This is a genomic window from Leucobacter sp. wl10 (genome assembly GCF_003569785.1).
Lineage (GTDB): Bacteria > Actinomycetota > Actinomycetes > Actinomycetales > Microbacteriaceae > Leucobacter.
This window is the reverse complement of record NZ_KZ983988.1, coordinates 330,896-345,984: the sequence shown is the minus strand read 5'-3', so window position 1 is coordinate 345,984 and position 15,089 is coordinate 330,896. Positions and strand designations below refer to the sequence as shown.

Here is a 15,089-nt window from a genome sequence, read left to right as displayed (position 1 = left end):
CTTACGAGGTCTTCGCTCTATCCGGGCGTACTCACTGCCCGCCCTACACCCTCGATTCCGATGAGCCGGAAAACAGAACGACGGTCGAGATCCCCCTCGGGTGAGATACTCAACAAATTAGGTAGAGTTCAGCTACACCGATTTGTCGTATACTCGGCGCATGGGGAATATCTCGAGACGCCAGGCCCTACGAGCCGGCGCGTGGTCAGTCCCGGTAATCGCTGTGGCTGTAACGGTGCCCGCGGCATCCGCGTCAACGATTGGCCCGTCCGTATCGCTGACCGTATTCGCGGCCGACGCAACCTTCGACCAGATCACCGTGACGACGAAAAACGCCGCTGGCGAAGGCGTCAGCGCGCCCTACGCACTCTCCGCCTTCTGGGAATCAAGCCAGCAATGGTACGACTACGGTGCAGCATCAACCTACGCGGACGGCACGTTAGTCATCCGGGTCCTCAGCAGCCCCAACGTCACGATGTACCGCGTCGTCGCAGTCATCGAGGGGCAGACCACGCAGGCCGTTATCCCTGCTCCCGCCCGCTAGAAACGGAAGCAGAAATACCTGGTCAGATCTTGCTTCTGCCCGGGTATTCCACTGGCGCGCCCCGAGGGATTCGAACCCCCGACCTTCTGATCCGTAGTCAGATGCTCTATCCAGCTGAGCTAGGGGCGCACGTCGGTTTCCCAACCCGAAAGACATTACACGACTCCACTCGAAAACAAAAATCAGCGCGGCCCGGGCGCGGCCCGAAACGAGGTACCCTGGAACGCGTGCCTGAGCAGAGCCCGCAGCCGAACACGCCCCTCGCCGGATCGAGCGCCGAGCTCCGGCGAGCGGAGTCTCTGATCCTCGAGATCCCGGACTATCCCGCGAGCGGGGTCCTGTTCCGCGACATCACCCCGCTCATCGCCGACGGACCCGCCTTCCGAGCCACCGTCGAGGCTCTCGTCGCGCCGTTCCGCGGCGCGTTCGACGTGGTCGCGGGCCTGGAAGCGCGCGGGTTCCTGCTCGCGAGCGCCGCGGCGTACGCCACCGGAGCCGGGCTCATGCCGATCCGCAAGGCGGGTAAGCTGCCGAGGCCCGCGGCGAGGGCGGGTTACTCCTTGGAGTACGGCGTCGCCGAGATCGAGGCGCACGCCGACTTCCCGCGCGGATCCCGAGTGCTGCTGATCGACGACGTGCTCGCCACCGGCGGCACGCTCGTCGCGGCGCGCGAGCTGCTGCGCACGCTCGGCTACGAGGCGGCGGGCGCCGCGGTGCTGTTCGAGATCGAGGGGCTTGGCGGGCGGGACAACGTGGGCGATCCCGAACTGCACACGGTCTTCCGCAGCTGAGGGGCGACTCGATGCTGCGCCGAGAGTGTCCGACCCCGGCGCTAGGGTCGAAGCATGAGCGATAAACGCGGCGGATCGGGCCCCACGGGCGGTCCGCCGCCCGCACCCGATTTCTTCGATCTCGAGGGATCGGATCCCGAGCTGCTCAACTCGGGGCGTCTTCCCGATCCGCAGCCGCAGCACACCCCGCTGTTCCGGTGGCTCGCGCGCCTGCTCACCTCGGTCGAGGCGCGGCTGCGGGCCCGAGGAGATCGCCTGCTGCGGAACGCCATCAGATTCGTCTGGGTGCTCGTGGCGCTCGCCGGAGCCTTCCTGCTCTTCGGCCCGATCATCAACAAGCCGCTCAACATCGACGACGTCCTGGACTCGGCCAAGGTGAGCGAGGTCGACTGGATCGCGACCGACGCCGTCATCGACTACACGCTCGAGCGAACCGCGGATCGCGGTTTCGCCGCCCGGGTCTCCGAGCGGTACACGGCCAACTTCACGAACGGGCCGGAGAGCGTCATCGAGCGGAAGTTCGTCACCGAATTCCAGGGGCACGACACCGGCTTCGAGGTGCGCTCGGCCACGATCGACGGCGTTCCCGCCGAGGTGACCGTGGATCGCGGCGCGACGGTCACCCGGGTGGCGATCTCGCGAGCGGACGGCGCGAAACTGGAGGGCGAGCAGGAGATCGCGCTCGACTACTCGATGCGCGACCTCGTTACGACCGAGGAGGACGCGGCGACGGGACGCCAGATCGACAGCTGGTCCTGGCCCGTCCTCGGACCGAGCTGGCCGCAGGGCACCAAGGGGGTCCAGGTATCGCTGACGCTGCCTCCGGAGCTGGACGATGCGCTGGTGCGCGCTCCCCGCGCCTACGTGGGCTGGCTGCTGCTGGGTGCAACCGAGTGGCTGACCCCCGAGGACCGGACGGCCCAGGGCGTGCGCTACTCCTTCAGCAACGACGATACGCTGCCGCCGTACCCCGATCTCCTCATCGACACGAGCTTCGAAGCGGGTACGTTCTCGCAGCCGCCCACCACGACGCTGTTCTGGTGGCAGACCTGGGGGCCGCTGTTCCCGCTCGCGCTGCTCGCCGCGATCCTGCTGTTCGCGCTCGCCGCCCGCCGCGTCGTCTGGGCCGACAGCGTCGGCGAGCCCTGGTACCTGGTGCGCGCCGAGGTTCCCGACGGTCTCTCGCCCGCCGATGCGGCCCAGCTGCTGGGCCGGCCGTGGCACGCCGAGCTGATCTCGGAGCTGGCGGGCGTAGGTGCGGCACCGAATCGGACGAGACCGACGAAGCCGGCTGCCGAGCGCAAGCAGACCAGGCTCGCCGCCATGGGCGCTCGCGCTCGCGAGCTCTGGTTGACGGCGGTGGCCCGGGCCGGCATGCGCGCGGGCAGGATCGGCAATCTCCCGAGCGTGGTGCTTCAGCGGCTGCGCTGGTCCAGGGCCGACCGGCCGGTGCAGGACGGGCTGCGCTGGGTGCCCGACAGCTACGTGCGAGACACCTTCATCTTCGGCCCCCTCGCGATCGCGCTGCTGCAGTGGGGACTGCTGCGGCAGCTCTCGCAGCAGGTGATCCTGAGCGTCGTGTGGTGGCCCGGCCTGTTCGTGCTCGCATCGACCGTTCTTGCGCTCTGCACCGTGGGAGTCGTGCTCCGCCCGCGCCCGCTGACCCGCGACGGCGCCCTCGCGGTGCAGCAGCTCAAGGGCATCGACGCGTACGCGCGGGCGACGCGGCTGCTCGACCGCGGGCCCGTCGACGAACCGCTGCTGCCGTACGCGGTGCTCTTCGAGGGTCCCCGCCGCGCGGGCCGGAAGGTCGCCGAGCACGCCGGGCGCGAGGCGGGAGACCGGCGGCTCGGGCGCGGCTGGCGCACCGAGCACTTCCTCTCGCTGCCGGCGATCCTCGCCCTCGTCGCGGCCATTGCACTGCTGGCGGGGTCGATCCTCACCGTCGCGACGCGGCCCACCCCCTACACCGAGGCGGACTTCGTCACGTGGCCGGGGTCAGGGCCGTCGGGAACGATCTGGTCGCAGATCGAGGGCTTCGAGGTCGACGCCGAGCTGCAGCGCGACAAGAGCGGAGGCGCGCGCCTGAGCGTCGTGGAGCGCGACACGGTGCGGTTCACGTCGGGCGGTGCCTCGGTTCCGCAGCTGGCCAGGGAGTGGCCCCGCGAACGGCTCGGCCAGGATCTGGGGCTCGAGGTCGAATCCGTGCGCGTCGACGGTGAGGACGTGCCGTTCCGAGAGATCGACGGCCCCCAGAGCGTCGCGATGACGACGCGGATGTCGGACGTGCTCGACGGGCTGTACGAGGTGGAGATCGCGTACACGCTGACGAGCCCCGTCGTCGACGCGCCGGGCGGACCCGACTCGCTGCAGCAGCTGCGGTGGACCGCCTGGTACGACTTCTGGAAGGAGACCTTCTACACGAACGCGGCTCGCCCGTCCGACGGCACCGCTCCCGTGCGTCCGATTCGCCTGCAACTCACGATCGCCCCTGAGATCGCGGACGAGATCCGGTCCGGGGGGTGGATCGACTCCGACGTCGACCGTGATCGGGTGCCGTACGAGCGCGGCAACTGGTACCGGCCCTGGCAGTACGAGAACCGCATCTACATCGGCGGCGACCTCGAGACGTCGCGAGCCTACGATCTGCGGATCGGCAGCGAGAAGAGGCTCGACGACGGCGCGCTCGTCGTCTCGGTCGACGCAAACACCGTCGAATCCCGCGAGGCGGAGGACTCCGCCGAGGGGAAGCCGGCGGGGCCGTGGCAGGTATCGGAGAAGATCAACGGCACTCTCGAGAAGTACGAGCTCAACCTGAATAACGACCTCGGTGCTGTGCTGAACTTCTCTCCCGGCACGTTCTCCGGGGTCGACGCCGGCGCCTACGAGCGGTACCGCACCGAGTACGCGCTGCCCTACGCGACGGTACTCGCGCTCGCGGGTGCCGTCACGGTTTCGTCACTCGGTGTGCTCGTGTTCGCGCTCCGAGTGCGCCGCCGGCCGAGCGCGTCGCTGCGCACGATCGCGTTCGGAGCGATCCCGCTCGCCGCCGTCGCGCAGAGCGTGCTGTTCGGCTGGGCCGTGATGAGCATGGACGGTGACGACGCCCGCGGCTGGGCCGCGATCGTGATCGGAGGGGTCATGCTCGCGGCCGTCACCGCCGAGATCATCGCGCTCGTGCGGCGGCGCAACGGCGGCGGCGCACGAGCGAATCGGAGGCGTTTCGCGAGGGGACGGGCAGAATAGAACCCATGACCCGCATCGACCCCACCGCAGCCTTCCTCGCCGCCAGGGACCAGCTGCTCGGATTCGCCGGAGATCCGGATCGCGCCCGCGCCGAGTTCCGCTGGCCGGACGTCGGCCCCGAGTTCAACTGGGCGCACGACGTCTTCGACCGCCTGGCCGACGGCAACGACGCGACGGCGCTGTGGATCGCCGAGGAGGACGGCAGCGAGCGCAAGCGCAGCTTCGCGCAATTGAGGCAGCGCTCCGATCAGGTCGCCAACTGGCTTCGCGGCATCGGCGCGAAGCGTGGCGACGTCGCCATGCTCATGCTCGGCAACCGGGTCGAGCTGTGGGAGATCATGCTCGCCGCGATGAAGCTCGGCGTCGTGATCCTGCCCACCTCCGTGGTGCTCGGCGCGCACGAGCTCGAGGACCGGGTCGAGCGGGGCCGCGTTCGGTGGGTGTTCGCCGCGGCCGAGGACGCCGTCAAATTCGCGGAGGCGCCGGGCGACTATCGCGGCGTCGGCGTGGGCTTCGACGCCGCATCTCAAGACCATCGCGCGCAGCTCTTCGACTGGCTGCGCTACGAGGAGTCGAGCGCCGCATCGCTGGCGCCGACCCCCAAGACCACGGCGAGCACCGACCCCGCGCTGCTCTACTTCACCTCCGGCACCACGAGCCGGCCCAAGATCGTGGTGCACTCCCACACGAGCTACCCCGTTGGGCACCTCACGACCCTGTCGTGGATCGGCGTGCGCCCGGGCGACGTCCACCTCGTCATCAGCGCGCCCGGCTGGGCCAAGCACGCCTGGTCGAGCTTCTTCGGCCCCTGGCACGTGGGCGCCACGATCTTCGTGGCGAACTACGCCCGCTTCGACGCCGAGTTTCTGGTCTCCGAGCTCGACCGGGTCGGCGTCACCACGTTCTGCGCGCCCCCGACGGTGTGGCGCATGCTGATCCAGAAGCGTCTCGACCGCAAGCCGCGCGCGCTGCGCGAGGTCGTCTCGGCCGGTGAACCGCTCAACCCGGAGGTCATCGCGCGCATTCGCGACTGGTGGGGCCTCGACATCCGCGACGGCTACGGGCAGACGGAGACCACCGCGCTCATCGGCAACATGCCGGGCGACCCGGTCGTACCCGGTGCGATGGGCAGGCCGCTGCCGGGCGTCGACGCCGTGCTCGTCGACCCGCTGACCGGTGAGGAGGTCGAGGAGGGCGAGATCTGCCTGCGGCTGGGTGGCGCCCTGCGGCCGGTCAACCTCATGCCGGGCTACTTCGGCGATCCCGAGGCGACCGCGAGGGCCACGGCCGGCGGCTTCTTCCGCACTGGGGACGTGGCGCAGCGCGGCGAGGGCGGCGTGCTCACGTTCGTGGGCCGCACCGACGACATCTTCAAGTCGAGCGACTTCAAGGTCTCCCCGTTCGAGGTCGAGAGCGCACTCATCGAGCACGAGCACGTGGCCGAGGCCGCCGTGGTGGGCGCCCCGGACGACACCCGCCTCAACGTCGCCAAGGCCTACGTCGCGCTCGCGGGGGGCGTCGAAGCGTCCGCGGAGACCGCCCGCGCCATCCTCGCCCACGCCCGCGTCGCCCTGCCGCCCTACATGCGCGTGCGCCGCGTCGAGTTCTTCGAGCTGCCCAAGACCACCTCCGGCAAGATCCGCCGCGTCGAGCTGCGGCAGCGCGAGGAGGCGGCGTTCGCCGCGGGGGAGCGCATCGGGGCGGAGTGGCGCGAGGAGGACTTCCCCGGGCTCAAGGGTTGAGCGGGCGCGCGCAACCCGGCGTCATGCGATTCACCGCCGCCCCTTCGCAGTGACTAGGATCCGGAGCATGATGCGCATCGAGACCACCACCGCAGGCAGCCTGCCCCGCACGCAGGCTCTGATCGAGGCCAACGCGGCCCGCAGCTTCGAGGACGACGGCTTCACCCTGAAGACGACGCCCGAGTTCGAGGCCCTCGTCGCGGAGGCCGTGCGCGACGTCGTCGAGCGCCAGCGCGAGCGGGGAATCACGCAACCCGGCGATGGCGAGTTCGGCAAGGCGATGTCGAACGCCGTGGACTACGGCGCCTGGTGGACCTACTCCTTCCAGCGCAACTCGGGGCTCTCGCTTACGGGCAAGGACATCTTCAGTCAGCAGCCGGTGCGCTCGCAGCCCGGCGACGTGCGTCTCACGACCTTCCCGGACCGCCGGGACTGGACGCTCTTCGCCGAGGCCTATCAGGATCCGGAGAGCGGAATCAGCGTCGGCAAGAACGCGACGGCCTTCCCCGCGACCACCGGTCCGATCGCCTACACCGGCCAGGATGCGATCGCCGCCGACACGCGCAACCTGAAGGCGGCGCTGCGGGAGGGCGAGCGCGGCTTCCTGACCGCGATCGCTCCGGGGTCGGCCGCCCGCATCGAGAACGACTACTACGCCTCGGAGCAGGATCACATCGACGCCTGGGTCTCGGCCCTGCACGAGGAGTACCGGGCCGTCACCGACGCGGGCCTCGTCCTGCAGCTCGACGACCCGTCGCTCGCCGAGAACTGGGATCAGATCAATCCCGAGCCGAGCGTCGAGGACTACCTGGCGTTCACGCAGATCCGCATCGAGGCGATCAACGCCGCGATCGAGGGCCTGCCGAAGGAGCGGCTTCGCCTGCACCTGTGCTGGGGCTCGTGGCACGGCCCGCACACGACCGACATCGAGCTCAAGCACATCCTGAGGACGGTGCTGGGTGCGAACGTCGGCCAGATCTCCTTCGAGGCGGCGAACGCGCGTCACGAGCACGAGTGGGCGGTGTGGGAGGAGCACCGGGATCTCATCCCCGACGACCTCATCCTGGTCCCGGGCGTCGTCGGGCACTCCACCAACCTCGTCGAGCACCCCGACCTCGTCGCGCAGCGCATTGAGCGCTTCGCGCGGATCGTGGGCCCGGAGCGCGTCATCGCCGCGACCGACTGCGGCCTCGGCGGCCGGGTCCACCCGCAGATCGCCTGGGCCAAGCTCGAGTCGCTCGGCGAGGGCGCGAGGCGCGCGGCCGCGAGGGTCTGAGCGCCGGGCGGGATCGGGCCCGGGGCGCGGTCGGGTTTCCGGCTGCGATGGTCCCCGACGTCCCGCCGTCAGCGGGGCGCGGGCATGGCCCGCGCGGGCGCGCTCGGTTCGGGCGCGGCCGGTGCGAGTGGCACGATCCGTTCTCCCGCGCGCTCCCAGGCCGCGATGAGCCTCGCCGACCCCCACGGGGCCTCGTACGGCAGCAGGTGCCCGCGCTCGGGGAACACGTGGAAGTCTCCCTCGGACAGGCCACTGCCCTCGGGCGTGCACGCGGCGACCGGGGAGAGCGGATCCCGATCGCCGCCGAGCACCAGCGTCGGGCGCGTGAAGGCCCCCGCGAAGTCGGCGACGGTCGATGTCGTCGACGCTCGGAACGCCTCGAGCACCGCGCGTCGGGAGGCGAAGGCGCCGGCCTGTCGTCGGTGCTCCCGCACGATCCACCGACGCAGCGCCGGGTCGCGGGTCGTGGTCATGAGGCGCCCGCCCGCGGCCGCGATCGCGCGGCTGCCGAGCAGCCGGATCGCGTGCCTCTCCGGGAGCAGCTCCGCCAGGGCGTAGTAGGCGCGGGCCGCCGCGGTGGCGATCCTGCGCGGCCCGTCGAGTGGCGGGCGCAGGATCGGATTGACGAGCACCGCGCCCGCGTGCGTCGCGCCGCGCGCGATCGCGGAGGCGACCACGACCGTGCCGAAGGAGTGCCCGAGCAGCAGCCGCGGCGCGAGCGCCCCGGCCAGCTCGAGCAGCCAGCGCCCATGCCCCGCGAGGTCGTGGGGCCCTCCCAGCGGGGAGGAGGCCCCGGCGCCCGGGAGGTCGGGGACGAGCACCCGGTACCCCGCTGTCGACAGCGCCCGCGCGAGAGGCTCGAGGCCGGAGTGGGAGCCCCGGAAGCCGTGCACGGCGAGGATCGCGGGATCCCCGTCGCGGCCGTACCGGTGCACGACCGTACGGGAGCCCAGGATCTCGACGATCAGCGGCGCCTCACGCCGCACGACGGCCTCCGACGAGGGCGGGGATCTCGCGCGCCGCGCCCCCGCGGGCGCGATCCCGCAGCAGACCCCGGTAGAGCGCCTCCGCGCGCGCCGTCAGCCGGCTCTGCGCGAACCGGTCGGTGGCCGTGCGCTCCGCGGTGCCGGGATCCCGAGCGGTGCGCGAGACGAAGGCGGCGAGCGCCGCGGCCAGGGCCCCGACCCCGGTGTCGGCCGCGGTGTGGCGCAGCGGCTCGGGCAGATCCCGCGCGAGACCCCGATCCCGCAGGATCACCGGCGTCCCGACCGACACGGCCTCGTACATCGTGAGCCCCTGCGTCTCGTACCCGACGGAGCTCTGCACCACGGCGTCCGCGCCCCGCATCGCGCGCAGCACGACGTCGTGCGGCACGCTGCCGAAGAACCGCACGCGCGGAGCGACGCCGAGCTCGTGCGTGAGCCGCCGCACCCGCGGGAGCTCTCTCCCCGAACCGTAGACGTGCAGCTCGGCGTCGGCGCCCGATCGGGCGAGGGCCTCCAGCAGTTCGCCGAGCCGCTTCTCGGGGCTGATCCGGCCGGGCCACAGCAGCACCGGTCGCGCGCGGGGCGCGGGTGCGGGAGCCCTCCGGATCGCCGCGAGCAGATCGTCGTCGACCCCGGTGGGCAGCACCTCGATGCGGCGCTCGACGCCGTAGCCGCGCAGCCGCTCGGCGAAATGCGTGCTCGGCGCGATGAGCAGGTCGGCCCGCTCCGCGAACGCGCGCGCGTACTCTGCGACGCTGCGGATCGGGCCCGTGCCGAGGAAGCGCTGGTGCGCGGCGAACAACAGGCGGAACATCGCGCCGGGGAACGGCAGGATCGCGGGCAGCCCCGCCTCCACGTCGGTGTGCATGGTGTGCACCACCGGCAGGCCGTGCCGCCGGGCGAAGCGGTAGCCGTTCCAGGCGCCCCAGACGTCGGCCTGCACGTGCACGACGTCCACGGGCGGGCGGTTGCGGCGCGCGGCGAACGCGGCGTCGATCACGCGGTCGAAGCGCTCGCCCGCCAGGGTGAAGGAGTGCTCGCCCGCCCGCGCGGCCCGCAGCAGCACGTCGTGGGCGCGCGCGTACTGCGGGGACGGCGTGCGCCGCGCGCCGGGCGCGCAGACGGTGACCGTGTGGCCGAGCCGCTCGAGGTGCTTGCGCTGCAGCCCCAGGGAGGCCTGGAGGCCGCCGAGCGTGGCCGGGTGCTGGTCGCTGAAGAAGGCGATGTGCATGGTGGGTCCTCACTGGTCGGGGATGGCGCGCGGGGCGGGAGCGTCGGGCGTCGGCGGAGGGTCGTGCTCTCGGGCGGGCGGCGCCCGCCGCCGGATGCGGCTCACCCCGACCACCCCCGCGCAGGCGGTCGCGCCGAACGCCAGCAGGCCGGCGGCCACGGCCCAACTCGGGCGCACCTCGCCGAGCACCGAGATCCCGATCACCGCCGCCGTCAGCGGGTCGACGATCGTGATCGCCGCGACCACAACCGGTGCGGGGAAGCCGCGGTGCGAGCGCTGCAGCAGCACGTTCGCGACGACGCCGCCCGTCGCGACGACCCCGAGGGCGCCGAGGGCGGCGGGATCGCCGAGCGCAGAGGCGGAGCCGCGATCCAGCACCAGTTCGACGAGCGTCTTGAACACCGTCGTGACGCTGCCGAACACCGCGGCGGCGGCGACGAGGCCCATCAGTCGCACCCCCTCGCCCTCGCGTCCCCGACCCGTGAGCGTCGCGGCGAGGCCGACGGCGGTGAGCGCGGCCAGGATCGCCGTGGTCGCGAGGAGCTGCGCTCGGGGATCCGCCTGGCCGCCGCCCGGAGCGCGGTGGGCGGCGACGAGCGAGACGAATCCGAGGATCCCGACCGCGCATAGCCCGATGGACAGCACGGCGCCGCGCGTGACGACGACCCGGCGGGTCGCGGCCCCGAACGCAGCCGAGGCCGCGAGCGCGACGATGCTCACCGACTGCACGGCGCTCACGGGCGTCAGTGCGAGAGCGGCGAAGTTCGTGCCGACGGCGGCGCCGAGCAGCGCGAGCCCGGTCAGCCAGCGCGGCGAGCGCAGGAACGACCGCCACCGCCCGCCGGCCGCGAGCACCGCCTGCGACTGCAGCTCCGAGCCCGCGGCCATCACCAGCGCGCCGCCGAGCGCGATCGTCAGCCCGAGCAGAAACGCGGGGCTCACTCGCCGCGCCCCGGAGCATCGAGCACCCGGCGCATGACGGGCGACGTCGCGGCGACGCCGGCGCGGATCAGCAGCAGCCCGAGCAGCAGCAGGACCACGACGGCCGCGACGAACAGCGGCGCCACGACGACCGCGATGAACAGCAGCGCGGCCCCGAGCACCGCGGCCGCCGTCGAGGCGCCGACGACGGCGACGTTCGCGGCACCGGTGACGCGCAGGCGGCGGGCGCGATCCAGCTCCGCGCGGGGCATCCCGATCCGGTCGAGGGCCACGTACAGCTCGTGCCGCTCCAGCACCGCGGCCGTCTGCGTGATCGCGACCTGGCAGGCCACCACCAGGAACGACACCGCCACGAGCGCGATCAGCATCGTGCGCGCGTCGCCGAACAGCAGCAGCTGGTCGCGGGTCATGATGGCACGGCTCTTGCTGCGCTGAATCGCGTCGAGGTAGCCCAGCAGGCTGCCGGCCGGGATGAGCACGAAGCTGGCGAGCGCGACCGCTGAGACCTGCCGCCACGCGGCGCGGGGGTCGTCGAGGATCCCGCGGGCCGCGACGAGCGCGGCCGCGTTCGAGGTGCGGGCGGCCCGGGACCGGGCGAACAGCGTCACCGCGAACGGCCCGGCGACCCCGAGCACGGCCGAGACGCCGATCACCGCGACGGTGAGCGCTCCGAAGACCACGGTGAGGCCCCAGTCCGGCGACACGAGCTGGGTGACCAGCACGGCGGCGGCCAGCACCGCTACCGCGGCCACGAGGCGCAGCCGGCTCATGCGGGGAGCGTCCTGCCGGGTGCGCACGCCGAGCGGGCTGAGCACCACGCGCCGCAGGCCGAGCAGCGCGCTCGCCGCCGCGACCGCGACGAGCAGCGGCGGGATCGCGGCGGAGGCCCACCACGGCAGCCACAGCTGCGCGGGATCGAGAGGCTCGCCGTAGACGGTGAGCGGAGCGCCGAGGACGCCGAGGAGGCTCAGCGCGAACGGCAGCCCCGACGCCAGGAGCGTGCCGGCCGCGACCCCGACGATCGCGAGGAGCGCGATCTCTGCGACTGCGGTCCTGCGGACCCGCCGGGCGGAGGCCCCGAGGAGCCGGAGGGTGGCGAGGCGGTCGTCGCGGCTGCGCGCTGCGAGGCGGGCGGTCGCCGTGCCGAGCGTGACGAGCGGCACGACGAGCACGCCGACGAGGCCGATCGCGAGCACCCGGTAGCCCTCCTCGGCGGAGGGCACGCGCCAGAACGCGGCCGCGAGCATCGCCACGGCGAAGGCCAGCAGCGCGGTGACGGCTGAGGCGGCGAGCTGCATCCAGGAGAGGGCTGCCGAGCCGCGGCGGGGCCGGACCAGCATCCACACGGCGCTCATCGGGGATCCCCGATCGGGATCGGGTCGGTGCCCGCCGTCTCCTGGATCCTCCCGTCGCGCAGCCGCACCACGCGATCGCAGCGCGAGGCGACGTGCTCGTCGTGCGTCACCACGACCAGCGCGCTCCCCGGCCCGCGGGCCGTCGCGAGCAGCGCGGTGAGCACCTCGTCGGCCGTGCGGGAGTCGAGCGCGCCCGTGGGCTCGTCGGCGAAGATCAGGCTGGGGTCGGCGATGAGCGCGCGGGCGATCGCGACCCGCTGGGCCTGGCCGCCGGAGAGCTGGCCGATCCGGCGCTCGCCGAGGCCCGCGAGCCCGAGCGCAGCCAGCCGCTCCTCGGATCGACGCGCCGCCTCGGCGCGGGGAACCGAGCGCAGCAGCAGCGGCAGCGCGACGTTCTCGGCGGCCGTCAGCTCCGGCAGCAGCAGCCCCTGCTGGAACACGAAGCCGAAGCGGCTCAGCCGCAGCGCGGAGCGCTCGTCGTCGCCGAGCGAGCCGATCTCGTCGGCGCCCGCAGCGCCCTCCCCGCGCCGCAGCAGCACCCGGCCGCCGTCGGCGGGGATGATGCCGGCGAGCACGTGCAGCAGCGTCGACTTGCCCGAACCGCTCGGACCCATGATCGCGACCGCCTCCCCGGCGCCGATCGTCAGCGAAGCGTCGATCAGCGCACGCGTCTCGCCGTAGGATTTGCCGACGCCCTCGGCGCGCAGCAGCCACTCGTCGGTCATCCGGTTCTCTCCGTCTCTTCCGTCCCTGCCGTATCCGGCCTCCGCAGGACCGAATCGCGCGAAACCGCCTACCCGATCGCGGACCTCCGACCGAAACCGCGCGGGCGGCGAATCGGCCCCGGAACCCAGCATCGAGGGGCCGCTGCTCCGGCGACACCATCCGCGGTACGAAACCCCTCCACCCGCGGGTGGTGGTCCGTGTCGCCGGCCCGCGAGAGAATGAGGACGGAGGAGGGAGGCGCGCATGAGCGGAGGCGATCGCACGGGCGGCGTTCGCGCGCGCGGCCTCGAGGCGCCGAGCGCCGTGCCCGGCCTCCGGTCCCGCCGCCCCCGCATCGTGCGCCGGCTCGCCGACCGACCCCGCATCGGCGACGCGCTCGTGATCCTCGCCTGCACCGTACCGATGGGGTTCGCGATCTACTTCCTGCGGCCGCAGCCCCTCTGGCTCGCCTGCGCCAGCGTCGCGGGCGTCGCGGTCGCGCTGTGGTGGCGCAGGCGGCACCCCTACCTCGTGCTCGTCGCCGTCATGCTCCTGGCTTCGGTCAACCCGGTGCTGACGCCGGGGGACTTCCCCGTCTTCGAGAACGCGTTCGTCATGTACACGATCGCCGCGCGGGACCGGTGGCCGCGCGTGCTCGCGGCCTACGCGGCGAGCATCGCGATCCCGGCCTGCGCGGGGATCGCGAGCACGCTGCTGACGGGTCGCGAGGCCGCCATCACCGGCCTGGTGCAGCCCGTCACGATCGCCGCCGTGGCGATCGGGATCGCCGTGCGCGCCTCGGCCGCGCGCCGCGAGGCGCTCGAGAGCGCGATCGCTCTGCGCGAGGAACGGGCGGCGCTCGCCGAGCGGGCCCGCATCACTGCCGAGATGCACGACGTGGTCGCCCACTCCGTGACGGTGATGATCGCGCTCGCCGGGGGCGCGCGGGTCGGCTGGGAGAAGCATCCCGAGCGCGCGCGGGCGGCGCTGGAGCAGCTGGGAGCGGTGGGCGCACAGGCGCTCGAGGAGATGCAGCGGATCCTGCGCGTGCTGCGCGACGGGGATCGCGATCTCGACGCCGCGCTCGAGACGTCGGGTTACAACCTGCCGCCGCTCGAGGACCTGGTCGAGGTGTTCCGGGTCGCCGGGCTGCCGGTCTCGCTGCGGCTGCAGGGGGAGGTTCCGCCCGACCCGGCCCTGCAGACGACCGTGTACCGGGTGGTGCAGGAGGCGCTCACCAACGTGCTCCGCCACGCCGCGGATCCCACCAGGGTCGAGGTCGAGGTCGTGTGCCGGGACGGCGAGCTCGCTGTGTCGGTGACCGACGACGGGACGGGAGGGCCGGGAGCCGGTGCGGGTGCTGGTGCTGCGGGTGCGGGTGTCGGTCTGCGGGCGATGCGGGAGCGGGCTAATGCGTTCTGCGGCAGTCTGGAAGCGGGGCCGGCGGCGGGGCCGGGCGCGAGAGGCCCGGGATCGGGCGGTCGGGCCGGGGACGGGTCAGGATCGCCCGGATCCGCCCCGCCCCGGCCCGGCTGGCGCACCCGCGTCTCGCTGCAGCTCCGGGCGGAGGCGTCCGCGTGACCGGCGACGAACACCGGATCGAGCCCCTTCGCGTCGTCGTGGTCGACGACCAGCCGCTCGCGCGCACCGGCAACGCGCTGATCCTGGACTCGGCCGAAGGCCTCGAGGTGATCGGCGAAGCGGGGAACGGGGAGGAGGCGATCGAGGCGGTCGCCCGCCTGCGCCCGGACGTCGCGCTGATGGATGTGCGGATGCCCGGCATGGGGGGCATCGAGGCGACGCGGATCATCGCCGACGCGCATCCCTCGACCCGGGTGATCGTGCTCACCACCTTCGACCTCGACGAGTACGCCTTCGGCAGCCTCCGGGCCGGGGCGAGCGCGTTCCTGCTGAAGAGCATCGGGCCGGAGGGGCTCGTGGACGCCGTGCGCACCGTCGCCTCGGGCGCCGCCGTGGTGGCGCCCCGGCTGACGGCGCGCCTCATCGAGCACTACCTCGCGGCACCGGCCGCCGCTGCGCCGCCGGCGCCCGCCGCGCCCGCGGCCCTCGACGTGCTGAGCCCCCGCGAGCGCGACGTGTTCGAAGCGCTCGTGCGCGGGCTCAGCAACGGGGAGATCAGCGCCGAGCTGCACCTCGCGCCGTCCACCGTGAAGTCGCACGTCAACGCGATCTTCGCGAAGCTCCACCTCCGCGACCGTGTGCAGGGCGTGATCCTCGGCTACGAGCTGGGCCTCGCCCGGTCCTGATCCC

12 protein-coding genes and 1 tRNA gene are annotated in these 15,089 nt (G+C 72.8%); 7 read left to right on the top strand and 6 right to left on the bottom strand.

Going from position 1 to position 15,089, the window contains the following annotated elements:
• The first annotated feature begins 160 nt into the window (after positions 1-160).
• Positions 161-544, top strand: a complete 384-nt coding sequence (locus D1J51_RS03800; RefSeq protein ID WP_162903649.1) for a hypothetical protein — start codon at positions 161-163, stop codon at positions 542-544.
• Between the two features lie 52 nt (positions 545-596).
• Here the strand turns inward: D1J51_RS03800 and D1J51_RS03795 are convergent.
• Positions 597-673 (bottom strand) — tRNA-Arg (locus D1J51_RS03795).
• Between the two features lie 98 nt (positions 674-771).
• On the opposite strand from D1J51_RS03795, the gene D1J51_RS03790 reads away from it, so the two are divergent.
• The 4 genes from D1J51_RS03790 (at position 772) to D1J51_RS03775 (ending at position 7,599) form a co-directional block, all read left to right on the top strand.
• Positions 772-1,335: an adenine phosphoribosyltransferase gene (locus D1J51_RS03790; protein WP_162903648.1), complete on the top strand. Its 564-nt coding sequence runs from the start codon at positions 772-774 to the stop codon at positions 1,333-1,335.
• Positions 1,336-1,389: 54 nt separating this feature from the next.
• Positions 1,390-4,581 (top strand): DUF2207 domain-containing protein, encoded by a 3,192-nt coding sequence (locus D1J51_RS03785; RefSeq protein ID WP_119073829.1) that lies wholly within the window; start codon positions 1,390-1,392, stop codon positions 4,579-4,581.
• Positions 4,582-4,586: 5 nt separating this feature from the next.
• Positions 4,587-6,323: an AMP-binding protein gene (locus D1J51_RS03780; protein WP_119073828.1), complete on the top strand. Its 1,737-nt coding sequence runs from the start codon at positions 4,587-4,589 to the stop codon at positions 6,321-6,323.
• 67 nt (positions 6,324-6,390) lie between these two features.
• Positions 6,391-7,599: a cobalamin-independent methionine synthase II family protein gene (locus D1J51_RS03775; protein ID WP_119073827.1), complete on the top strand. Its 1,209-nt coding sequence runs from the start codon at positions 6,391-6,393 to the stop codon at positions 7,597-7,599.
• A 68-nt stretch (positions 7,600-7,667) separates the two neighbouring features.
• On the opposite strand, the gene D1J51_RS03770 is transcribed toward D1J51_RS03775, so the two are convergent.
• The 5 genes from D1J51_RS03770 to D1J51_RS03750 are packed head-to-tail and all read right to left on the bottom strand — an operon-like array spanning position 7,668 to position 12,838.
• A complete protein-coding gene (locus D1J51_RS03770; protein WP_162903647.1) occupies positions 7,668-8,585 on the bottom strand; it encodes an alpha/beta fold hydrolase in 918 nt (305 codons plus the stop codon).
• On the bottom strand, positions 8,575-9,816 hold the full coding sequence (locus D1J51_RS03765; RefSeq protein WP_119073825.1) for a glycosyltransferase: 1,242 nt from the start codon (positions 9,814-9,816) through the stop codon (positions 8,575-8,577). Before D1J51_RS03765 ends, D1J51_RS03770 begins: the two co-directional genes overlap by 11 nt.
• 9 nt (positions 9,817-9,825) lie before the next feature.
• Positions 9,826-10,758 carry a hypothetical protein gene (locus D1J51_RS03760; RefSeq protein ID WP_119073824.1) on the bottom strand — a complete coding sequence of 311 codons (933 nt, stop codon included), beginning with the start codon at positions 10,756-10,758 and terminating at the stop codon, positions 9,826-9,828.
• Positions 10,755-12,113 carry an FtsX-like permease family protein gene (locus tag D1J51_RS03755; RefSeq protein ID WP_119073823.1) on the bottom strand — a complete coding sequence of 453 codons (1,359 nt, stop codon included), beginning with the start codon at positions 12,111-12,113 and terminating at the stop codon, positions 10,755-10,757. Before D1J51_RS03755 ends, D1J51_RS03760 begins: the two co-directional genes overlap by 4 nt.
• Positions 12,110-12,838 carry an ABC transporter ATP-binding protein gene (locus D1J51_RS03750; protein WP_119073822.1) on the bottom strand — a complete coding sequence of 243 codons (729 nt, stop codon included), beginning with the start codon at positions 12,836-12,838 and terminating at the stop codon, positions 12,110-12,112. The genes D1J51_RS03755 and D1J51_RS03750 overlap by 4 nt, the downstream gene beginning before the upstream one ends.
• A gap of 244 nt (positions 12,839-13,082) precedes the next feature.
• Between D1J51_RS03750 and D1J51_RS03745 the strand changes: the two genes are divergently transcribed.
• Together D1J51_RS03745 and D1J51_RS03740 are read left to right on the top strand one after the other, a co-directional pair.
• Complete coding sequence (locus D1J51_RS03745; RefSeq protein WP_119073821.1) at positions 13,083-14,399, top strand: sensor histidine kinase; 1,317 nt, start codon at positions 13,083-13,085, stop codon at positions 14,397-14,399.
• Positions 14,396-15,085 (top strand): response regulator transcription factor, encoded by a 690-nt coding sequence (locus tag D1J51_RS03740; protein ID WP_240422850.1) that lies wholly within the window; start codon positions 14,396-14,398, stop codon positions 15,083-15,085. The genes D1J51_RS03745 and D1J51_RS03740 overlap by 4 nt, the downstream gene beginning before the upstream one ends.
• Positions 15,086-15,089 lie beyond the last annotated feature (4 nt).

Coding starts and splice junctions, on each gene's coding strand:
- D1J51_RS03800 (WP_162903649.1), top strand. CDS start 161: ATGGGGAATATCTCGAGACGCCAGGCCCTACGAGCCGGCGCGTGGTCA.
- D1J51_RS03785 (WP_119073829.1), top strand. CDS start 1,390: ATGAGCGATAAACGCGGCGGATCGGGCCCCACGGGCGGTCCGCCGCCC.
- D1J51_RS03780 (WP_119073828.1), top strand. CDS start 4,587: ATGACCCGCATCGACCCCACCGCAGCCTTCCTCGCCGCCAGGGACCAG.
- D1J51_RS03775 (WP_119073827.1), top strand. CDS start 6,391: ATGATGCGCATCGAGACCACCACCGCAGGCAGCCTGCCCCGCACGCAG.
- D1J51_RS03755 (WP_119073823.1), bottom strand. CDS start 12,113: ATGAGCGCCGTGTGGATGCTGGTCCGGCCCCGCCGCGGCTCGGCAGCC.
- D1J51_RS03745 (WP_119073821.1), top strand. CDS start 13,083: ATGAGCGGAGGCGATCGCACGGGCGGCGTTCGCGCGCGCGGCCTCGAG.
- D1J51_RS03765 (WP_119073825.1), bottom strand. CDS start 9,816: ATGCACATCGCCTTCTTCAGCGACCAGCACCCGGCCACGCTCGGCGGC.
- D1J51_RS03750 (WP_119073822.1), bottom strand. CDS start 12,838: ATGACCGACGAGTGGCTGCTGCGCGCCGAGGGCGTCGGCAAATCCTAC.